Genomic DNA, 19034 nt, shown 5'->3' on the forward strand with positions numbered 1-19034 from the left:
CGCCGCGGCCGAGGGCGTTCAGACGACGCCCCGGATCACGCCCAGCTCCGCCAGGTCCTGTGGACGGATGCGGAGCTGGTCCGCGGTCGACCGGACCTCCTCCGGTGGGCGTTTCAGGATGGCGGCCGCCAGTTCCGGGGCGATCACCGAGAAGTAACTGTCCGGCGTGGCCCAGGTGTTGCCGGGCGCGGCCAGCGCGAGCGCGCCGCCCGAACCGCCCTCGCCGATGACGAGGGTGGTGACCGGCACCCGGGCGGCGGCCACCGCGCCGAACACCTCGGCGACGGCCGCGCCGACGCCCTGCCGCTCCGCCTCCGCGTCGTTCGCGGCACCGGGGGTGTCCACCAGCGTCAGCACGGGGATGCCGAGCCGGTCCGCCAGCCGGATCAGCCGGGCGGCGGTGCGGTACCCGGCGGGGCGGGTCGCCGTGCCGGTCTGCGCCGCGTAGGCCACGGTACGGCCGTCCCGCTCACCGAACCCGCACAGCATCCCGTCGGGATCGGTACCGCCGCACCGGTCACCGCTGATCGGCAGCCGGTCGTCGAAGTAGGCGTCCAGGTAGGCGTGCGCCCGTGGCCGTTCGGCCGCTCGGGCCCGTTCGACGGCCTCCCACCCGGTCCCGGGCAGCCCGCCCCGCCCGAGCGCACCCGGCACGGGGGCGGGCTCTGGGGTGGGGGCGGGCGTGGCCCACTGGGTGGATGGCGGGGCGAGGGCGGTGGGCTGTGCGCTGTCGGTCGGTGTGACGCCCGGCGCGACTCGCGCCTCGCGCCCGGACAGCAGCCGCAGCCACCTCCCGAGCACCCCCTTCAGCTCGGCCGGCGCCACGATCGCGTCCGCCGAACCCGCCGTGAGCTGGGACTCCGCCGTGTACGCGGCCGGGTCCGCGCCGGGCGGGCGGACCCGGGAGCCGGCGAAGCCGACCTGGGCGCCGGGGAGGGCCAGGACGATGTCCGCGCCCGCGCCGAGGGTGGCCCAGCCGCCACCGGTCGTCGGGTCCCGCAGGACCGCGATCTGCGGCAGCCCGGCCTCGCGGGTGAGCGCGGACTGCCGGGCCACCCTTTGGAGCTGGGTCAGCGCGAGCATGCCCTCCTGCATCCGGCTGCCCCCGGTCGCGATCAACGGCACGACCGGCAGCCGGTGTTCGCGGGCATGGGTGTACGCCGCCTCCAGCCGGTCCCCGGTGCGCTCGCCCAGCGAGCCGCCCAGGAAGCCGAACTCGAAGGCGATCAGGACGGCCCGGGTCCCTCCGACGCGCGCGGTGCCGCAGACGACCGACTCCTGCTCGCCGGTGCGGGCGGCGGCACGGTCGCGGGAGGCGTCGTAGCCCTGCCAGCCGAGCGGGCCGTCGTCCCGCTTCGACTCCCTCACCGGAGCGGGCAGTTCACGCAAGCTGTCCGCGTCCGCGACCAGCGCGAGTATCTCCCGTGCCGAGAGCCGCTCAGGCATCGGACAGGGCCCGCTTCATGATCTTCCCCATGTCGTTGCGGGGGAGCACCTGAAGGTAACGGACGACCCGGGGGCGCTTGTGCGGGGCCAGCCGCCGGGCCACGTGGTCCGCCAACTCCTCGGCGCCCGGCGGGGTTTCCGGGTCCGCCGGGACGATCCAGGCCACGATCCGCTCGCCCAGGTCGGCGTCCGGCTCCCCGGTGACCGCCGCCTCCCGCACCCCCGGGTGCTCCAGCAGCGCGTTCTCGATCTCACCGGCCCCGATCTTGTACCCCCCGCTCTTGATCAGGTCGGTGGCCTTGCGGCCGACGATGCGGACGTAGCCGTCGGGCTCGCGCACGGCCATGTCCCCGGTGCGGAACCAGCCGTCGGCGGTGAACGCGGCGGCGGTGGCGTCGGGCCGGTTCAGGTACTCGGTGAACAGGTTCGGGCCGCGCACCTGGATCTCCCCGACGCTCTCCCCGTCGTACGCGGTGATCTCCGTGCCGTCCTCCTCCACCAGCCGCAGCTCCACGCCCGGCAGCGGCACCCCGACCGTCCCGGCCCGGGCCTGACCGTCGGCCCGCACGCTGGTGTTCATGAGGGTCTCGGTCATGCCGTACCGCTCGATCACCCGGCGTCCGGTCGCCGCCGCGATCCGCTCGTGGTCGTGGACCGGCAGCGCGGCCGAGCCCGAGACCAGCAGCCGGGCCCCGGCGAGCGCCTTGGCCAGCTCCGGGTCGCCGGGCAGCGCCTCCGCGATCCGGTGGTACATCGTCGGCACCCCGAACACCATGGTCGCGCCGGCGTTCAGCTCCCGGGCCACGCCCTCGGGGGAGAACCGCCCCAGGTGCCGTACGCAGCCGCCGCGCCGCAGCGGGCCCAGGACGCCCAGCACCAGCCCGTGCACATGGAACAGCGGCAGCCCGTGCACCAGCACGTCGTCGCCGGTCCACCGCCAGGCGTCGGCGAGCGCGTCCAGGGTGGTGGCCAGGGCCCGGCGGGGGAGGACCGCGCCCTTGGGCGGGCCGGTGGTGCCGGAGGTGTAGACGATCAGCGCCGGGTCACCGTCCGAGGCCCGCTCCTGAGGCACGGCACCGGTGGCGGACGCGTCGACCTCGATCCGCGGCAAGTCACCGAACACCGGCGGGAGTTCGACGCCGGGCGCGGCGAGCACGAGGGACGGGGCGCTGTCGGACAGGATGTGCGCCAGTTCCCTCTCGCCCGACTTCGGGTTGAGCGGCACCGCCGCCACCCCGGCGAGCAGCGCGCCGGTCACCGCGACGGCGGTCTCCAGCTCCGCGGTGGCCCACACGGCGACCCGGCCGGAGCCCTCGATCCGCGCGGCCAGGGCACCCGCGGCGCCCGCCAGCCCGCCGTACGTCAGGGACCGTGGTCCGAACCGCAGGGCGACCCTCCCCCAGACTTCGTCCGGGGGGACCCCCATCTCGCTGCGCTCACCTGGACCGTCCGTCAGGGCGGGGAAGAGGGAGGACACGCGGCGCACTCCTTACTGTCGGACGGTGCCGACTGCCGGGGACGACAGCACCTTCCTACACCAGGACCCGCGTCCCGACGACAGCGCTCAGATCGGCCGCGAGCCGCAGCTCGACCGCCCGCAGCGCCGGATGCTCCAGCCAGTGCAGCCGGGCCCGGTCGACCCGGCCCTCGTGCAGGGGCGGCCAGCCGGCCGCGGGCGTGAAGTCGTCCACGACGACCGTGCCGCCGGGCGCCAGCAGCCGCTCCACGTCGGCGGGCGCGTCCCCGGGCGCCTTGCCCTGCCCGCCCCCGTCGAGGACGAGCAGGTCGAAGGGGCCGTACTCCTCGATCCGCCGCCAGTCGCCGGTCAGCACGGTGACCTCGGGCCGGCCGGCGAAGACCTCGGCGGCGCGCCGCGCCCGCTCCGGATCCCGCTCGACGCTGACCAGCCGCACCCCGGGGGCGGCCCCCGACGCGAGCCAGGCCAGGCCGACGCCGAGCCCGGTGCCGGTCTCCCCGATCCGGAGCCGGGCGCCGCCCGCCAGCGTGTGCAGCAGGCGGCCCTGTTCGGGCCGGCAGGAGAAGGGGAAGCCGTGCGCGCGGGCGGCGGCCAGGGCGTGCCGCACGAGCGGCGGCAGCCCGTCCGCACCGGTGTACGCGTCGGTGCCGTGCTGTGCCATACAACCGGTTCTAGCCGACGGGGACGGACGGGCGGGCGGATCGCACCACATCGGCGACGACACAGCTGACGTTGTCGGGACCGCCCGCCGCGTTGGCCGCGCCGATCAGGGACCGTACGACGGCCTCCGGATCGGCCTCGGCGGCCAGCAGCCGCTCGATCAGCGCGTCGGGGACGACCCGGGTCAGCCCGTCCGAGCACACCAGGTACCGGTCCTTGTCCCGGGCCTCCCGTACCCGCAGGTCCGGCACCGACGGCGCACCGGAGGTCCCCAGCGCCTTCAGCAGCAAGGCCCGCTGCGGATGGCTCTCGGCCTCCTCCTGCGACAGCCGTCCCTCGTCGATCAGCGACTGGACCACGCTGTGGTCGTGGGTGATGCGGAACAGCCCGCCGTCCCGCAGCAGATACGCCCGCGAGTCCCCGATGTGCACCAGGGCCAGCTTCGACCCCGTCCACAGCAGCGCGGTGAGCGTCGTCCCGCTCTCCTCGCCGCCTTCCCCCGCGGCCCTCGCGAGGTCCTGCACGGCCTCGTTCGCCCCGCGCACCGCCTCCTCCAGCAGGTTCAGCACACTGCCCGCGGCCGGTTCCTCCCGCTCGTCCAGGAACCTCAGCGCCGCCACGGCGGCATGGCTCGCGGGCGCCCCCGCCGGGCCGCAGCCGTCGGCGACGGCGAGCAGCCTGCGGCCCGCGTACACCGTGTCCTGGTTGGCCGGGCGGACGTGCCCGCGGTCCGAACGCGCCGCGTAACGCAGTTCCAGCATGGTGGTGTGTCTCCCTCTCGACTCGCCGGTCAGCTCCTCGACGAGGAACGCGGCCAGGTCCCGCCGTACGGCCGTCTCCGCCTCCACCCGCGCCCAGTACGCCCGGATCTCCCGGGCCGCGTCCGCCGCGTCCAGGGCGCACACCGCCCGGATCTCCGCCAGGGGCATGCCCAGGCGGCGCAGCCAGGCCACGAGCCGGGCCCGCTCCAACTGGGCGGGGGCGTAGTAGCGGTAACCGGTGTCCGGGTCGACCCGGGCGGGCGGCAGCAGGTCCAGCTCGTCGTACAGGCGCAGGGCCTTCGGTGACAGCCGGCTCGCCTTCGCGAACGCCCCGATGGTCAGCAGTTCCATGCGCACCTCGCGCGTCTCGTCGTCCGCCACCGATGCTGGGGCCTGACCGAAGGGGAAGGTCAACGGGGCTGTCCCGGTTCCCACGGCGCTTGTTAGCCTCGCAGCCGCACCGACCGCCGAACCCGCGTACGACAGGGAGTCTGCCGTGCCCCGCATAGCCCTCGCCACCTACGACCCCGGAGCCGGACCGAGCAGGGACGCGGACCTGCCGGCGCTGGTGCGGGCGCTCACGGACGCCGGTGCCGGGGCGGAGGCCCGGTACTGGGACGACCCGGCGGTGGACTGGGGCGGGTACGACCTCGTCGTCATCCGCTCGACCTGGGACTACAGCTGGCGGGCCGCGGAGTTCGCCGCCTGGGTGGACCGGGTCGGCGCGCTGACCAGGCTCGTCAACCCGGCCCCGGTGGTGCGCTGGAACGCCGACAAGCGGTACCTCGGGGAGCTGGCGGCGGCCGGCGTGCCCACCGTCCCCACCCGCTACCTGGCCCCCGGCGAGCCGGCCGACCTGCCGGCCGGCCACGAGTTCGTGATCAAGCCGACCTCGGGCGCGGGCGCCCGGTTCGCCGCCCGCTACACGCCCGCCGAGCACGACACGGCGGTACGGCACCTGGCGCGCATGCACGCGGAGGGCTTCACCGCGATGGTGCAGCCGTACATGCCGGGCATCGACGTGCGCGGTGAGCGGGCGTTGCAGTTCTTCGGCGGGCGGCTGCTGCACGCCAGCCGCAAGGGGGCCGTGCTCTCCCCCGGCACCCCGTACGACGCCGACAAGGTGGCCCACCCCGATCTGGAGCGCTGGCAGCCCACGGACGCCGAACTCGCCGTTGCCGAGAAGGCGTTGGCGGCCGTGCCCGGTGTGCCCGGACTGCTGTACGCGCGCGTGGACCTGGTGGACGGCGAGGACGGCGAGCCCCGCCTGATGGAACTGGAACTGGTCGAGCCGAACCTGTTCCTGTGGCTGCACCCGGACTCGCTGCCGCGCGTGACGGAGGCGATCCTCGCGGCGGCCGAGGACGCGGCCCCGGCCGGCCCGACGGTCACCTGACCCCGCGCACTCGGCGCTCAGGTGAGGACGGCCGTCCGCTGGAGCAGCCCCCAGGTGAACTCGGCGACCACCTGCCGCCGTGCGCCGTCGTGGTCGGGGGCGGTGAGGGCCAGCCCCCACCGGGTGGGGGCGGTGCCCTCCAGCGGACGGGCGGGGGCGAAGGCGCGGGCGGCCTCGTCCACCGTGCAGGACCACGGGGTCAGATCCTCCAGCGTGCGCAGCCGTGGCGCCGGCGCACCGGGCGCCCGCACCAGCCACTCGTTCCAGACCCCGCCGTCGGGCCCGACGAGCACCTCGAAGCGCAGGGCGGGCCAGAGCGGCAGGGCCCACCGCCGGGCCTCGCAGTCGACGTCGCCCAGCCGGCGCGGCACCACGGACTCCGGTTCGCCGAGGACGGAGCGGTACCGGGCGGCGGCGCCCCGGGACCGGGGTGAGCGGACCATGGCCTGCCACCGCTTGTTGGCCTCCCGCATGTCCGCGACCGAGGCGCCCAGCCGGCGCCGGGCGTCCTCCACGAGGTCCGGGTTGTGGTCGGCCATGCGGCGCAGCAGGACCAGCTGGAAGTCGAGATCCATGGTGTCCATGGTGCCCGTGACCACGGGGTCGTTCCCGGCCATTGCCCGCGCCACCCACCATGACTAGCCTGTGTTCGTCATGCCGATCGTCTGTTGAAATCTCGAACGCAGACGCTGAACCAAGGGAGGGGGCCGGACGTGGGACGCCTCGTGCCTGCCGTGACCCGGGCTCTCGACATTCTTGAGCTGTTCCTCGACGGGGACGGGACGCTCTCCGCCCCCGACATCGTGCGCAAGCTCCAGCTGCCCCGCACCACCGTGCACGAGCTGGTCACCACGCTCGCCGCCCGGTCGTACATCGTGCAGGTGCCCGGCCAGCCCGGACGGTACCGGCTCGGCGTACGCCCGTACCAGCTCGGCAGCCGCTACGCCGAGCAGCTCGACCTCGCCGCCGAGGGCCAGCAGGTGGCCCGCTCCGTCGCCGAGACCTGCGACGAGACGGTGCACGTCGCCATCCTGGAGGGCACCGACGTCATCTACATCGCCAAGGTCGACTCCACGCACGCGGTCCGCATGGTCTCGGCCGCCGGCCGCCGCCTGCCCGCCCACTGCACCTCCGTCGGCAAGATGCTGCTGGCCTCGCTGCCCGAGCCGGAGCTGACCGCGCGGATCCCCGACGGGACCGAACTGGCCGCGATGACCCCGAACAGCATCACCGACCCGGCCGCCCTGCGCGAGGTCCTCGCGGACATCCGGCAGCGCGGGATCGCCGTGGAGAACCGCGAGTCCAACCCGGACGTCTCCTGCGTGGCCGCGCCGGTCCGCGACCGCGCCGGACGGGTCGTGGCCGCGCTGTCCATCTCCGTCCCGATGATCCGCTGGAGCGACGAGCGCCGGGCCGAGCTGGAGCAACTGGCCGCGAAGGGCGCGGCGGAACTGTCGGAGCGACTGGGCCACCGGAGCGCGGCATGACGGCGTACGAGGTCGCGGTGCGGGCGGAGGCCGCACTCGGCGAGGGACCCACCTGGGACCCGGCGACGGGCCGGCTGGTCTGGCTGGACATCCTGGGCGCGCGGCTGCACACCTACGACCCCTCCTCCGGCCGGCGCACGATCCGTACGGCACCGCAGCACGTCGGCGCGGCCAAGCCCCGGGCGGGCGGCGGCCTGGTGCTCAACCTGCGGGACGGCGTGGGCCTGCTGGACCCCGACGACACGTTCCGCTGGCTGCACCACGAGCCGGTCGCCGGGCGCCGCGCGAACGACGCGGCGGTGGCACCCGACGGATCGTTGTGGGCGGGCACGATGCGGTACGACGAGGCGCCCGGCGGGGGCACGCTGTCCCGGCTGACGGGGGACGGCGCCGTGCGCACGGTCCTGCCGGACGTCACGGTCAGCAACGGCACGGGCTGGAGCCCCGACGGCCGCCTGATGTACTACGTCGACAGCCCCACCCGGCGCGTCGACGTCTTCGACCACGACGAGGACGGCATCCGTGATCGCCGCACGCTGGTGGAGATCGAGGAGGGCGCGGGCTTCCCGGACGGGCTGACCGTCGACGCGGAGGGCTGTGTGTGGGTGGCCCTGTGGGACGGGGGAGCGGTCCGCCGCTACACGCCCGCCGGCGAACTGGACCGGGTGATCACCTTGCCGACCCCCCGCACGACGGCCTGCGCGTTCGGCGGCCCCGGCCTGACCGACCTCTACGTCACCACGGCCCGCACCGGCCTGCCGCCTTCCGACCCTCTGTCGGGCTCCCTGCTCGTGGTGCCCGGCGCCGGCAAGGGCCTGCCCCAACCGGCGTTCGAGGGCTGAGCCCACCGACGCGGCTCGGGGGTGGGCCGCGCGACCCGGCGCTGACGGGGTGCCGCCGCGCCCACCCGTGCCGCCCCAGCGGCACGACTGCCCGCGGCTACGCCGGCCGGCAGCGGCCACGGCACCCCACAACCGACGGAACCGCAGTTCCCCAGGGGCGCGGGGAACTGCGCGATCAGCCACGACGGACCCGGAGCCGGCGGACGGCACAAGCCCCCCGCCCCCACCCGCATCCCCACCGCGCCCTACAACCCCGCAGACCGACGTTCCTCCGAAGTCAGCGGCGGAGCAGCGAGCGTCGGCTTCAGGGGCCCCGCCACCGCCGCCACCACCACACTCGGCGCCAGCAACGCCTCCGCCCCCCGCTCCAGCGCCGTCACGTCGGTCACCCGCCGGGCCACGCGCCCGTTCCCCGTGGCGGTCCGCAGCAGGCGGCCGACGTACGCGGCCAGCACCCGGTCCCGCAGTGTCGGCCCCTCCTCGGTCGCGCCGGGGTAGAACACGTCCGCCCCGACCGCGAGATCCCATGCCGCCCGGACCGTCCGCCCGACCGCCTGCTGCGCCTCCCGGGCCAGTCCCCGGCTCCCCAGCCCCCGACGCCGTACCACGTCCCGCACGGCCAGCGCCGATCGTGCGGCCACCGCCATGCCGTGCCCGTACACCGGGTTCAGCGCGCACACCGCGTCGCCGACGACCACGAGGTTCTCCGGCCACACCGGCATCCGCTCGAAGAAGTGGCGCCGGTTCGCCGTCGTCCGCGTGACCGCGACCTCGCCGAGCGGCTCCGCGCCCCCGCCCAGCAGCTCCCCGATCAGCGGATGCCGCAGCCCGTCACGGGCGTAACGCTCGAACTCCCCCGGAAGGGAAGGCGGTTCGTCACCGCGGCCCCCGAACAGCGTGACGATCCACTTGCCGTCCTCCACCGGCATCAGCACGCCCCCGCGCCCGGTCCCGGAACCCCGCGGATCGGGCTCGATGTTGACGACCGGGAAGCCGGCCCGCGCCGCCTCCGGCGCCCGGTACGGCCGGCTGGCGTACACCAGCCCGGAGTCGACCTCCCGCCGCTCGACGGCGGGCAGCCCCAGCCCGGTCAGCCAGCCCGCCGCCCGTGAGCCGCGCCCGGTCGCGTCCACGACCAGGTCGGCCGTCAGCGTCCGCTCGGCGCTGTCGTGGGCGCGGATGCGCACCCCCGTCACCACGCCGCCCGTGCCGGTGAGCCCCGTCGCCTCGGCCCGCTCCACCAGCGCGATCCGCCCGTCGGCCAGCACCAGCCCCCGTACCACCCAGTCCAGCAGGTCCCGGCTCGCCGGCAGCATGAACGCGGACTCGGCCCAGCGCCGGTACCAGCCGTACGGGGACAGCGCCACCATGTCCGTGGTCATCGGCACCCGGCTCACCCCGGCCGCGCGCAACCGCCCGATCGCCCCGGGCAGCAGTTCCTCCAGCGCCCGCGCCCCGCCCGACCACAGCTGGTGCACGTGCCGGGCCTGCGGCAGTCCCTTGCGGGGCGCGGGCCCGTCGGGCAGCGCGTCCCGCTCGACCACCGTCACCCGGGCGCCGCCGGCCGCCAGGGCGCGAGCCGTGAGCAGGCCGGCGAGGGAGCCGCCGAGGACGACGGCGCTGGGTCTGTGCTCAGTCATGAACGGCAACGCTCTCTGCTGGGACGGCCGCACGCGCGCGCACCGCCGCGATGTCGTCGGGACGGCGGAGGGCTCGGGAGACGGCCCCGATCTCCTGGAGCAGGTTCGTGGTGTCCGGCCCGGCGGCCGGCTCGGGCGACTCCGGCGTACGGGCCTTGGTCTCGACGGCGTCGAGGATGCACACCGCCGCCGCCAGCGCGCGGGCCCGCTCCGGTGGGTGGCCGAGGCCGAGCGCGGCGCCGTACGCGCGCCGGCCGAGCCCGGTGTCGATGTGCCGGGCCAGCGGCAGCAGCACGTCCCGGATGAACGTCTCGCGCCGGGTGAGCCGCAGTTCGGGCGTGGCGCGCAGCACGAACGGCACCCCTTCGCCGCTCGCGGTGCGCATCAGCTGGTACAGGGGCCGCAGTTCGCGGTGGGCGAGCCGGACCCGCCAGCGGTCGTGCAGGTACTGGCCGGCGTGCGGCAGGATGAAGCCGACGGCGATGAGGATGGCGGAGAGCGCGGCCACGGGCGGGGCCAGATTGGTGCTCAGCCAGTCCAGGTCCTGCCCGGCCCAGCGGGCGACGACGGCGATCAGCTTCACCGCGTCGAAGATCAGGTTCAGCACGTAGCCGGCGCCCAGCAGCTTCAGGCCCCAGCGCAGCCAGGCGTCCAGACCCTCGGTGCGCACCCAGTTCCAGATGAGCCGGGAGGTGATCAGGCAGGCCACGGCGTGCGCGACGAGGTAGAGGAGGATCTCCTCGCGCATGAACGGGGTGGTGGCGTAGTGGGTGTCCAGGTCCCGCAGCCGCTCCTCGGGGGCGTCGGCGAGCAGGAACAGCACCCACAGGGCGGCGATCACCCCCGAGTACACCGAGATCACCCAGCGCATGGCGCGGCGGGTGGCGGCCGAGCGGTCGGACAGGCCGTTGCGCCAGGTGATGATGAGCAGCAGACAGGAGCCGCAGAACGCGGTGATCAGCGAATAGCACCAGGGTGCCGAGATGTTGGGCACGCCGGTCAGCCGGTTGACCCAGGCGATGGTGGACGGGGTGCAGAACACGAACACCGCGCAGGCGAGCAGCAGCAGTCCGCCGACCGCGCGCAGCAGCGGGTCCCGCCACAGCCGGATGATGGTGGGCAGCTTGATCACCAGGGCGGCGGTGAGCACGGCCGTGGGGATCCAGAAGGAGATGTAGAACTCGCTGAGGAATCCCGAGGGGTTCAGCGCCAGCCGGATCACCGGGCCGTTCCTCCACGCCCCCGGTATCCGAGGGAACGCTGCACCGGGCCCGGCGGGGTGGTGCGGGTCCCGTCGAGGCGGCCCCGGAACAGGGTGGCCAGGCGGTGCCCGAAGTCGTCGGCCTCGGCCTCGTCGGTCTCCCGGGAGCCGTCACGGGCGGCCACGGTGAGGGCCGCCTCCCGCCAGCCGGGCGTGTCGGTGAGGGCCCGGGCGGCGACGGTTCCGGCCAGGTGGTGGTGCCGGTGCCCGGCGTGCAGGTGCCACAGTTCGTGCCCGAGGATGACCAGTTGCTGCACGGCCTCGGCCCGCTCCTCCACGATGACCAGGTCGAAGTCGGCGAACTCGACCCACAGGCCGGTGACCTCGATCTCGTCCGGGAAGCGTTCGAAGCGCAGCTCCACCGGCCGTCCGCCCCGCAGCGCGCTCATCTCCTCGCACAGCGCGCGGCACAACGCCCGTACGCCGTCGGGTGGTTCGGGTCGGGCGCGGACGGCGGCGGCGAGGTCGCCGGCCAGGGCGCGCATCGCCAAGCCGGGACCGGAGCGCCGTGTGCGGGCCGGGCCGAAGCGGGAGCGTCGCAGTCGTGAGGCCAGGCGTGCCGCCTGCTCCCGCGCGCCCCCGAAACTCATCTGTCTCCCTTCCCACCGACGATTGCGGCTGGTCCGAGCGTACGCGCCTGGATGTGTCCGCGTCATGCGATCCGGCGACCGTCGTTCAACGAGGAACAACCTATGAGCTCGTGTGCGGCCCATTGACGCGGAAGCGCTTCGAACCTGCGGTCCGCCACCGCCGTCCGCGCGGACGACGGCACGGTCACCGTGTTCGCCGTCAACCGGGGCCGCACCGAACCGCTGCCCCTCGACGTCACCCTCAGCGGACTGGAGCTGACCACCGTCACCGAGCACAGCGCGCTCACGGACGCCGACCCCGACGCCCGCAACACCCTGACCGACCCCGGGCGCGTCACCCCGCACCCGGTCGAGGGCACCGCCCTGAGGGACGGCACCCTCACCGCCGTACTGGAACCGCTGTCCTGGAACGTGATCAGACTGGCGTGACCGGCACGCCCCCCGCCGCCTTGCCGAGCAGCGTCAGCCGCACCGACCCGGGGCCCGACAGCGTGGTGAACTCCGAGAGGACCGCCAGCGCGAGGGTGTTGGCGCCCCGGGAGCGCAGGATGCCGTTCGGCAGGACGAAGGTGTGCTGCGGGCCGACGTTGTTGATGTACTGGCCCAGGTTCCAGCCGTTGAGGAAGATCTGCGCGCGGTAGGCGCGGTACGGGTCGTCGTCCAGGGTCAGGCCGACCGACGCGTCGACGTCGGCCGGCACCGACAGCCGGAACGTCGTCCGGTACCAGGTCACGCCCTGGTACCGCGCCGTGCGCGGGAAGGTCACCTTCTCCCAGTCCCGGTCCCGGAAGCCGGGCAGGTGCCAGCCCTCCCGCTCGCCGTACAGACCGCCGTTGTTCATCGGCCCGCGCACGGGATCGGCGGGGCCCGCGCCCTGGATGCGCCAGCGCACCTTCGGCGAGGCACCCTTGAAGGTGACCGCCGTCAGGCCCCGCGCCGCCTTGTGGGTGTCGAGCGCCTTGCCGTCCTGGTCGTGCTGCATGCGCCGGACGAGGACCGACAGCACGTGCCGGCCGGGGGAGCGCAGCCGCTCCCGCACCGGGAACACCGCCGTCGTCGCCCAGCTGCCCTTGCGGATGGTCACGTCCTTGTCCGGCACCGGCATCCGGTGCGTGCCCAGCGGCTCGCCGTCCAGCCAGGCCATCAGCAGGCCCTGCGTGCCGGTGCTGTAGGCGAGCGAGACCTCCTCGACCCCGGTGGTGCCGGTGAGACTGCCCCGGTACCAGACGTCCCCGTAGTGGAAGCCGTAGTCGTCCGCGAAGAGGACCGGCTGCCCGTCCGGGACGGCCGTGGTGCTGTACGACGACGTCTTGTCGGCGGCCTTCCACGACGAGTCGTCGAAGCTCGGGCCCGCCTCCGGGTTCTCCGTCCGCATCCGCCAGCCGCCCAGCTCGGGCAGCCGCACCTCGGGCACGTCGGGCAGCATCCCGGTGGTCAGCAGGCTGCCGGAGAGCGTGGCCCGGGTGGGCAGCTTCCGCCCGTTCCAGACCAGGGTGTCGATCCCGCGCGGGCCCCACACCTCCATGCCCGTCCGCTCGGTGATGTCACCGGTCAGATGGACCTCCGAGCCGCGCAGCTCCGCGTGCCGCAGCAGCGCCGGGCCGTAGACGAGGAGGGTCCCGGACGGGGTGTCGTACGGGAAGAGGCGTACGGCGGTGGCGTCGTCGGCGAAGAGCAGCAGCAGCGGGGTGTCCGTCTCGCCCTTGCGCACCAGCACCCGGGTCAGCCCGTCCTGGCCGAGGGGGGCGTTCACATGGAGTTCGTTCCGGTCGTACGCCCAGCCGGCCTCCGGGTCCAGCCGCTGCACGGAGGGCTCCTGCGGGCACTTCAGCACCAGCTCGGCCATCTCGTCGGTCCGCCCGGCGAACACGGCGATGTCCTGCCGGCCCGCCGTCAGGACCGTCATGGGCGCGACGGTGGCGTACTTCAGGGTCCGCCTGCCCAGCGGCAGCCCGGTGGTGAGCAGCTTGGCGTCCTTGCCGGGCACGGTGATCGGCAGCCTGCCGGCGTCGGTGGGCAGTTCGGTGGTGACCGGATCGGCGCCGTCGTTGCGGGCGACGTACACATGGGTGCCGGTGTCCGGGTTGGTCAGGTGGTAGACCTTCAGCCCGGCGGCCGTCACGTCCGCAGCCCGGTCCAGCTTGGCGAAGTCGGGCACGCGCTGGAGCAGATGGCCGAGCTGGTGCATCGGCGCGATCTTGTCCGTGACGTTCCGGCCCTCGTCGATGGCGGCGCCGTAGTCGTACGACGTGTAGACGACCGGCGCGGGCAGCCAGCCCCACGACGTCCCCCCGAACGTCATGTACACGTTGTGCAGGGTGAGTCCGTTGGCGAGGTTGGTCAGGTAGAAGCGCCGCTCGTACGCGGCGTCCCGGGTGCGCCGCGACTCGGCGTACCCCTTGCCGTCGAACCACGCCCCGCCCCACGGATCGAACCAGCCGCCCCCGAACTCGGGCACGAACCCCGGGGTGGCGGGGGAGGCGGTGGCCCCGCCCTTCGCCCCGCCGGGCCCGTAGTGCCCCCAGTCCGGCGGGGTCTGGGACGGCGACGGATACCCGTCGAACCCGTACAGCCAGCCGCCTCTCTCCCCACCGGTGTCGAACGACCCCGGCACCCAGTACCCGTTCCGCCCCTTGTCGTTGTGGAACAACGGGACGTCGATCCCGTCGCCCCGCACCTTCCGGTACAGGTGGGCCATGTAGTTCCGCCCGGTGGCCTCGTCCACATGGGCGTCGTACTCGTTCTCGATCTGGTACAGCAGGACCGTGCCGGTGCCCTGCGTGAACAGATGCCGGCGGGCGATCCGGTTCACCTGGGTCAGCCACTCGTCCACGTGCGCCAGGTAGACCGGATCGTCGGTCCGGGCCGTGCCCCTGGTCGCCGTCAGCCACCCGGGGAAACCCCCGCCGTCCACCTCGGCGTTGATGTAAGGACCGGGCCGCAGAAGGACGTACAGTCCGGTCTCGGCAGCCGTCCGCAGGAACAGATCCAGGTCCCGGATGCCGCTGAAGTCGTACTGACCGGGCGCGGGGGAGTGGTAGTTCCACGCCACGTAGATGCTCACGGCGTTGTACCCGTGCGCCCGCATCTTCTGGAGCACGTCCCGCCACAGGGACGGGCTGGGCAGCCGGAACGGGTGCATCTCGCCGGACCACACCACCAGCCGCCGCCCGTCCACGAGCAGCGAGTACCGGTCGTACCCGATGGTGTGCCGCTCGCCGTCGACGCGCGGCGGCAGCGGTGCCGGACCGGTCGGCGCACTGCTGCCCGCGTACGCGGAGGGCGCCCCGGGGCCGCCGCTGCCGCCCAGGGCGAGACCGAGCGCGGCGGAGCCGGCCAGGGCACTGAAGGAACGTCTGCTGAGCGCCAAGGTGGATCCTCCCGGCGATCTTACGGGGGCGCGGTCCGGCCATTCTCCCCACGGACACGCCCCACAATGGACCCATGAGGATCTCGGCACGGGCGGATTACGCGGTACGGGCGGTACTGGAGCTGGCCGTACGGCAGGGTAACGGCCCGGTGAAAGCAGAAGAAATCGCCGCCGTGCAGGAGATCCCGCACAAGTTCCTGGAAGGGATTCTCGGCGACCTGCGACGCGCCGGGATCGTCGACAGCCGGCGCGGCGGGGGCGGCGGCTACCGCCTGGCCCGCGAGGCGGCCTCGATCACCGTCGCCGACGTCATCCGGGCGGTCGACGGCCCGATCGTGTCCGTACGCGGCGAACGCCCGACCGGCCTCTCCTACAGCGGCACCGCCCAGCCGCTGCTGCCCCTGTGGATCGCCCTGCGCGCCAACGTCCGCCGCATCCTGGAGGGCGTCACCCTCGCCGACCTCGCGGCCGACGCCCTCCCCGAGCCGGTCCGCGCCCTGGCGGCGGAACCGGCGGCCTGGGAGAACCCGTAAGGCGTAACACCGGTCCCCCGGTCGGCGCACCGGCGGGTTTCCCCCGCGCGCGTGCGTCGTTAGGGCGGTCATGATCAAGAAACTCGCCTGTGTCACCGCCCTGACGGCCGCCCTCCTGGCGTCCGCCGCCACCGCCGAAGCCACCACGCGCCCCGCGCCGCCCACCGGTGCCCCCGGTGCCGCCCTCCTCGACGGCATCCTCGGCTCCCTGGAAATCGGCCACCCGGTCACGTCCCTCAGGACGGTTCTCCCCACGGGCGTCCGGGGCGAGTGAACGGGCGTCGGCTGGGTCGGTTGCTGTCGGCCCGCCCGGAAAGACGGTGGCCCCGCCGGTAACGGGCCCCGAGGCCAACTGGGGGCGCACCCGGCGCCAGGGGTGCGCGAACGCGCCTCGCCTGCACGCCGGGCCGGCTTGGCGGCTTGCGGCCGGTGGGGGTGCCGGGGCGGGGGTGGCTCCTGGCTTGGTGTCCCGGTGGCCCCATCAGCCCCACAGGCCACACGGGTTCGGTGAACTCCAGCCCGACACCGACCGAGAAGCGAGCGGCCCAACGGTCACTTCCCGGCGAGGGTGGCGTGCCGCCGCATGCCCCGTCCCGGCAGGTCAGAGGTGTTCTCACCGGGACCGGCGTCAGACGGCCGCTTGGCCCGTCCCCGCCGCGTTCGGCCAGCTCTGCGCGTTGGGCCAGCCCGTCGCGGGGGCCGGGGTCAGGCCGGCGGCGGGCGCCGGGGCCGTCATCCCGCGGACCTGGGCGGCGGTGAGCCCGCCCCGGGCCGGAACGCCGGGCGGGGTGGGAGCGAGCGGTACGGGCGCGGGGGCCACCGGTGCCGGTGCGGGCATCACGGCCGCCGGCACGGGTACCGGTGCCGGCATCACGGCCGCCGCCGGGGAAACCGGAGACACCGGGGCCGAGGGAGCCGCCGGAGCCGAGGGAGCCGCCGGAGCAACCGCAGCCGGTGCAGGTGGCGGTGGGGCTGCCGCCGGCATCGGCATTCCGCCGCCGGGCGGTGTCACGGCGGCGGGGAGCGGCATGCCGGTGCCGGCGGCCGGAGCGGGGCCGGCCGGTGTGAGCCGCAGGCCGGCCCCGTTGGTCTCGCTGACCAGCCGGTCGACCGCCGCCGTACCCGAGCTGTAGCCGGTCCCGGTGCCCGGCTCGGGTACGGCGGCTCCCCTCCTGGACCCGTAGAGCACCTGCTCCAGGCCGGACACCAGGCGACGCACGTCGACCTGGGGGCGCACCACGAGCCGCAGGAAGCGGCTGGAGGATCCGATCTTGTTGCCGCACTCGCGGACCAGGATCCGGTGCTCGGTGAGCATCCGGTCCCGCACCACCGTGCCCTCGGCGCCCACGGGCAGGCGCACGAAGAGGAAGTTGCCCTGGGAGGGGTAGACGGTGAGGCCGGGGAGGGCGGAGAGGTGGCTGGCCATCTCCAGGCGGTCGCGGCGGACCTGCGCCAGGCTCCGCGCGTACTCGGCGCCGTGCTCCTTCAGCATGAACACCACGTGCTCGGCGAAGGAGTTGAGGTTCCACTTCGGCAGCATGGAGCGGACCTTGCCCGCGAGCGCCGGGTTGGCGACGAGGTAGCCGAAGCGGATGCCGTGCAGGCCGAAGTTCTTGCCGAGGCTGCGCAGCACGACCACGTTGGGGCGGAGCATGGCCTCCTGGACGACGCTGGGCTCGGCCTCCGCGTCGGCGAACTCCAGGAAGGACTCGTCCACGATCACCAGATCGAGGTCCGCCATGGCGTCCATGAACCGCACGATCTGCTGCCGGCGCAGACAGCCGCCGTCGGGGTTGTTGGGGTTGCAGATCACGGCCACCCGGGTGCCGCGGGCACGGATGAACTCGGCGTACTGGCCGAGGTCCAGGGCGAAGTCGTTCGCCTCCTGGAGCGGGAACATGTCGACCCGTTTGCCGGTCTCCATCGGCTGGTCGGTCCAGCGGCCGAAGGTGGGCACGGGGACGGCCAGGGACTCGCGGACCAGCAGGTGGTCGATCCAGGTGATCAGCTCCGTGGAGCCGTTGCCCATCGCCACGCACTGCGGCGGGAGCCGGAGCAGGTCGCACAGCTCCGCCGTGATGGTGTCGGCGCTGCTGGGGTAGTACGTGACGATCTCGCGCAGCCGGCCCGCCATCTCCTCGAACATGGCGGGCGTCGGGAAGTACGGATTGCACGGAATGCAGAAGTCCACCGGGCCGGTCCCGTCGCCGCCCTCCCGCGTCAGCGCCGCCATGGAGGGGCTGTGCGCGGCGGTGCCGCGGAACAACGAGGTGACGTTGCCGGCCAAGGGAACCTCCGTCGAAGGGCGGCCCGTGCGGGGGAGCACGGGCCGCCCTTCGATACGCAGGAGACGGCAGTGGCGTTCAACTCACCCGCGGTGTGAGCCGGTTCACGCCCCGAAGGTGTGGAGGGTCGACGTCCGGTACGTCTGCCCCGGCCGCAGCACCGTCGACGGGAAGTCGGCGTGGTTCGGCGAGTCCGGGAAGTGCTGCGTCTCCAGGCACAGGGCGTCGCCCTGCCGGTAGGTGCGCCCGCCGGTGCCGGTGAGCGTCCCGTCGAGGAAGTTGCCGGAGTAGAACTGGAGGCCCGGCTGGTCGGTGGCGATCCTCAGGGTGCGGCCGGAGCGCGGGTCGCGCAGGGTGGCGATGTGCTCGGGCCTCGCCGTGATCCCCTTGTCCAGCACCCAGTTGTGGTCGTACCCCTTGGCCAGCACCTGCTGCTCGTGGCCCGCGCGGATGTCCCGGCCGACGGGCTTGGCGTGCCGGAAGTCGAACGGGGTGCCCGCGACCTCGGCCAGCTCGCCGGTGGGGATCAGGCCGGAGTCGGTCGGGGTGTACCGGGAGGCGGCGATCGTGAGTTCGTGGTCCTCGATCGTGCCGCTGCCCTCGCCGGCCAGGTTCCAGTAGACGTGGCTGGTGAGGTTGACGACGGTGGCCTTGTCGGTGGTGGCCGCGTAGTCGATGCGCCAGTCGCCGTGCCGGGTGAGGGTGTACGTCACCGTCGTCCGCAGCGTGCCCGGGTAGCCCATCTCGCCGTCGACGCTCGTGTAGTGCAGGTGCAGCCCGACGTCCGAGCCCCTGGTGAACGACTCCACGTCCCACACGTGCTTGTCGAAGCCCTTGGCCCCGCCGTGCAGGCTGTTGTCGCCGTCGTTCACGGAGAGCTGGTAGGACGTGCCGTCCAGCGTGAACTGTCCCTTGCCGATGCGGTTGCCGTACCGGCCGATCAGGGCGCCGAAGTACGGGCTCTTCGCCACGTAGTCGGCGATGTCGTCGAAGCCGGCCACGACGTTGGCGTACCGGCCGTGCCGGTCGGGCAGCTCCAGGGTCTGGACGATGCCGCCGTAGGACAGGACCTTCAGCCGGGTGCCGCCGTTCTCCAGCGACCAGCGGTACACCTTCGTGCCGTCGGCGAGGGTGCCGAAGAGTTCCTTCACCGGCTTGCGGCCCCTCGAACCGGTGCCGGCCTGGGCGCTGCCCGTGCCGAGGGTGGTGGCGGCGAGGCCCGCCGCTGCTGTTCCCGCGATGACCGTGCGTCTGTTCAGTTCCATGGGTGCGGCTCCGTTTTCTGG

General features: G+C 74.0%; 16 protein-coding genes and 1 pseudogene. 6 read left to right on the forward strand and 11 right to left on the reverse strand.

The window, feature by feature from the left end; translation table 11 throughout:
- Positions 1-18: 18 nt before the first annotated feature.
- From IE294_RS06220 to IE294_RS06235, 4 genes are read right to left on the reverse strand one after another with little or no spacing between them, the layout of a single operon-like run.
- Positions 19-1446, reverse strand: a complete 1428-nt coding sequence (locus IE294_RS06220) for a carboxyl transferase domain-containing protein (RefSeq protein WP_189883074.1) — start codon at positions 1444-1446, stop codon at positions 19-21.
- Positions 1439-2923, reverse strand: coding sequence for an acyl-CoA synthetase (locus IE294_RS06225; protein WP_373315787.1), 1485 nt, complete (start codon positions 2921-2923; stop codon positions 1439-1441). The genes IE294_RS06220 and IE294_RS06225 overlap by 8 nt, the downstream gene beginning before the upstream one ends.
- 55 nt (positions 2924-2978) lie before the next feature.
- A complete protein-coding gene (locus IE294_RS06230) occupies positions 2979-3584 on the reverse strand; it encodes an O-methyltransferase (protein ID WP_189883076.1) in 606 nt (201 codons plus the stop codon).
- A gap of 10 nt (positions 3585-3594) precedes the next feature.
- Positions 3595-4695 (reverse strand): MerR family transcriptional regulator, encoded by a 1101-nt coding sequence (locus IE294_RS06235; RefSeq protein ID WP_189883375.1) that lies wholly within the window; start codon positions 4693-4695, stop codon positions 3595-3597.
- Between the two features lie 145 nt (positions 4696-4840).
- Between IE294_RS06235 and IE294_RS06240 the strand changes: the two genes are divergently transcribed.
- Positions 4841-5740 carry an ATP-grasp domain-containing protein gene (locus tag IE294_RS06240; protein WP_189883078.1) on the forward strand — a complete coding sequence of 300 codons (900 nt, stop codon included), beginning with the start codon at positions 4841-4843 and terminating at the stop codon, positions 5738-5740.
- A gap of 17 nt (positions 5741-5757) precedes the next feature.
- On the opposite strand, the gene IE294_RS06245 is transcribed toward IE294_RS06240, so the two are convergent.
- A complete protein-coding gene (locus IE294_RS06245) occupies positions 5758-6357 on the reverse strand; it encodes a hypothetical protein (RefSeq protein WP_189883080.1) in 600 nt (199 codons plus the stop codon).
- A gap of 96 nt (positions 6358-6453) precedes the next feature.
- On the opposite strand from IE294_RS06245, the gene IE294_RS06250 reads away from it, so the two are divergent.
- Both IE294_RS06250 and IE294_RS06255 read left to right on the forward strand, forming a co-directional pair.
- Positions 6454-7227, forward strand: coding sequence for an IclR family transcriptional regulator (locus IE294_RS06250; protein WP_189883082.1), 774 nt, complete (start codon positions 6454-6456; stop codon positions 7225-7227).
- Positions 7224-8069, forward strand: coding sequence for an SMP-30/gluconolactonase/LRE family protein (locus IE294_RS06255; protein ID WP_189883085.1), 846 nt, complete (start codon positions 7224-7226; stop codon positions 8067-8069). Before IE294_RS06250 ends, IE294_RS06255 begins: the two co-directional genes overlap by 4 nt.
- 245 nt (positions 8070-8314) lie before the next feature.
- Here IE294_RS06255 and IE294_RS06260 read toward each other — a convergent pair whose 3' ends face one another.
- From IE294_RS06260 to IE294_RS06270, 3 genes are read right to left on the reverse strand one after another with little or no spacing between them, the layout of a single operon-like run.
- Positions 8315-9709, reverse strand: a complete 1395-nt coding sequence (locus tag IE294_RS06260; protein WP_189883087.1) for an FAD-dependent oxidoreductase — start codon at positions 9707-9709, stop codon at positions 8315-8317.
- Positions 9702-10931, reverse strand: a complete 1230-nt coding sequence (locus IE294_RS06265) for an MAB_1171c family putative transporter (protein WP_189883089.1) — start codon at positions 10929-10931, stop codon at positions 9702-9704. The genes IE294_RS06260 and IE294_RS06265 overlap by 8 nt, the downstream gene beginning before the upstream one ends.
- Positions 10928-11560: a toxin-antitoxin system, toxin component family protein gene (locus tag IE294_RS06270; protein WP_189883091.1), complete on the reverse strand. Its 633-nt coding sequence runs from the start codon at positions 11558-11560 to the stop codon at positions 10928-10930. The genes IE294_RS06265 and IE294_RS06270 overlap by 4 nt, the downstream gene beginning before the upstream one ends.
- A 138-nt stretch (positions 11561-11698) precedes the next feature.
- Between IE294_RS06270 and IE294_RS06275 the strand changes: the two are divergent.
- Positions 11699-11989, forward strand: a pseudogene (locus tag IE294_RS06275) (alpha-L-arabinofuranosidase C-terminal domain-containing protein); the annotation flags it as partial.
- Here IE294_RS06275 and IE294_RS06280 read toward each other — a convergent pair.
- Positions 11976-14930, reverse strand: a complete 2955-nt coding sequence (locus tag IE294_RS06280) for a beta-galactosidase (RefSeq protein ID WP_189883093.1) — start codon at positions 14928-14930, stop codon at positions 11976-11978. The pseudogene IE294_RS06275 and the gene IE294_RS06280 overlap by 14 nt on opposite strands.
- A gap of 74 nt (positions 14931-15004) precedes the next feature.
- Here IE294_RS06280 and IE294_RS06285 point away from each other — a divergent pair, with 74 nt between their 5' ends.
- Positions 15005-15463: an RrF2 family transcriptional regulator gene (locus tag IE294_RS06285; protein ID WP_189813184.1), complete on the forward strand. Its 459-nt coding sequence runs from the start codon at positions 15005-15007 to the stop codon at positions 15461-15463.
- Between the two features lie 70 nt (positions 15464-15533).
- On the forward strand, positions 15534-15737 hold the full coding sequence (locus IE294_RS06290; protein WP_189883095.1) for a hypothetical protein: 204 nt from the start codon (positions 15534-15536) through the stop codon (positions 15735-15737).
- Positions 15738-16091: 354 nt separating this feature from the next.
- Here the strand turns inward: IE294_RS06290 and IE294_RS06295 are convergent, their stop codons facing one another.
- Together IE294_RS06295 and IE294_RS06300 are read right to left on the reverse strand one after the other, a co-directional pair.
- Positions 16092-17750, reverse strand: coding sequence for a pyridoxal phosphate-dependent aminotransferase (locus tag IE294_RS06295; protein WP_189883097.1), 1659 nt, complete (start codon positions 17748-17750; stop codon positions 16092-16094).
- 102 nt (positions 17751-17852) lie between these two features.
- Positions 17853-19013 carry an aldose epimerase family protein gene (locus tag IE294_RS06300; protein ID WP_189883098.1) on the reverse strand — a complete coding sequence of 387 codons (1161 nt, stop codon included), beginning with the start codon at positions 19011-19013 and terminating at the stop codon, positions 17853-17855.
- Positions 19014-19034 lie beyond the last annotated feature (21 nt).

The organism is Streptomyces canarius (assembly GCF_014650735.1).
Classification (GTDB): domain Bacteria; phylum Actinomycetota; class Actinomycetes; order Streptomycetales; family Streptomycetaceae; genus Streptomyces; species Streptomyces olivaceoviridis.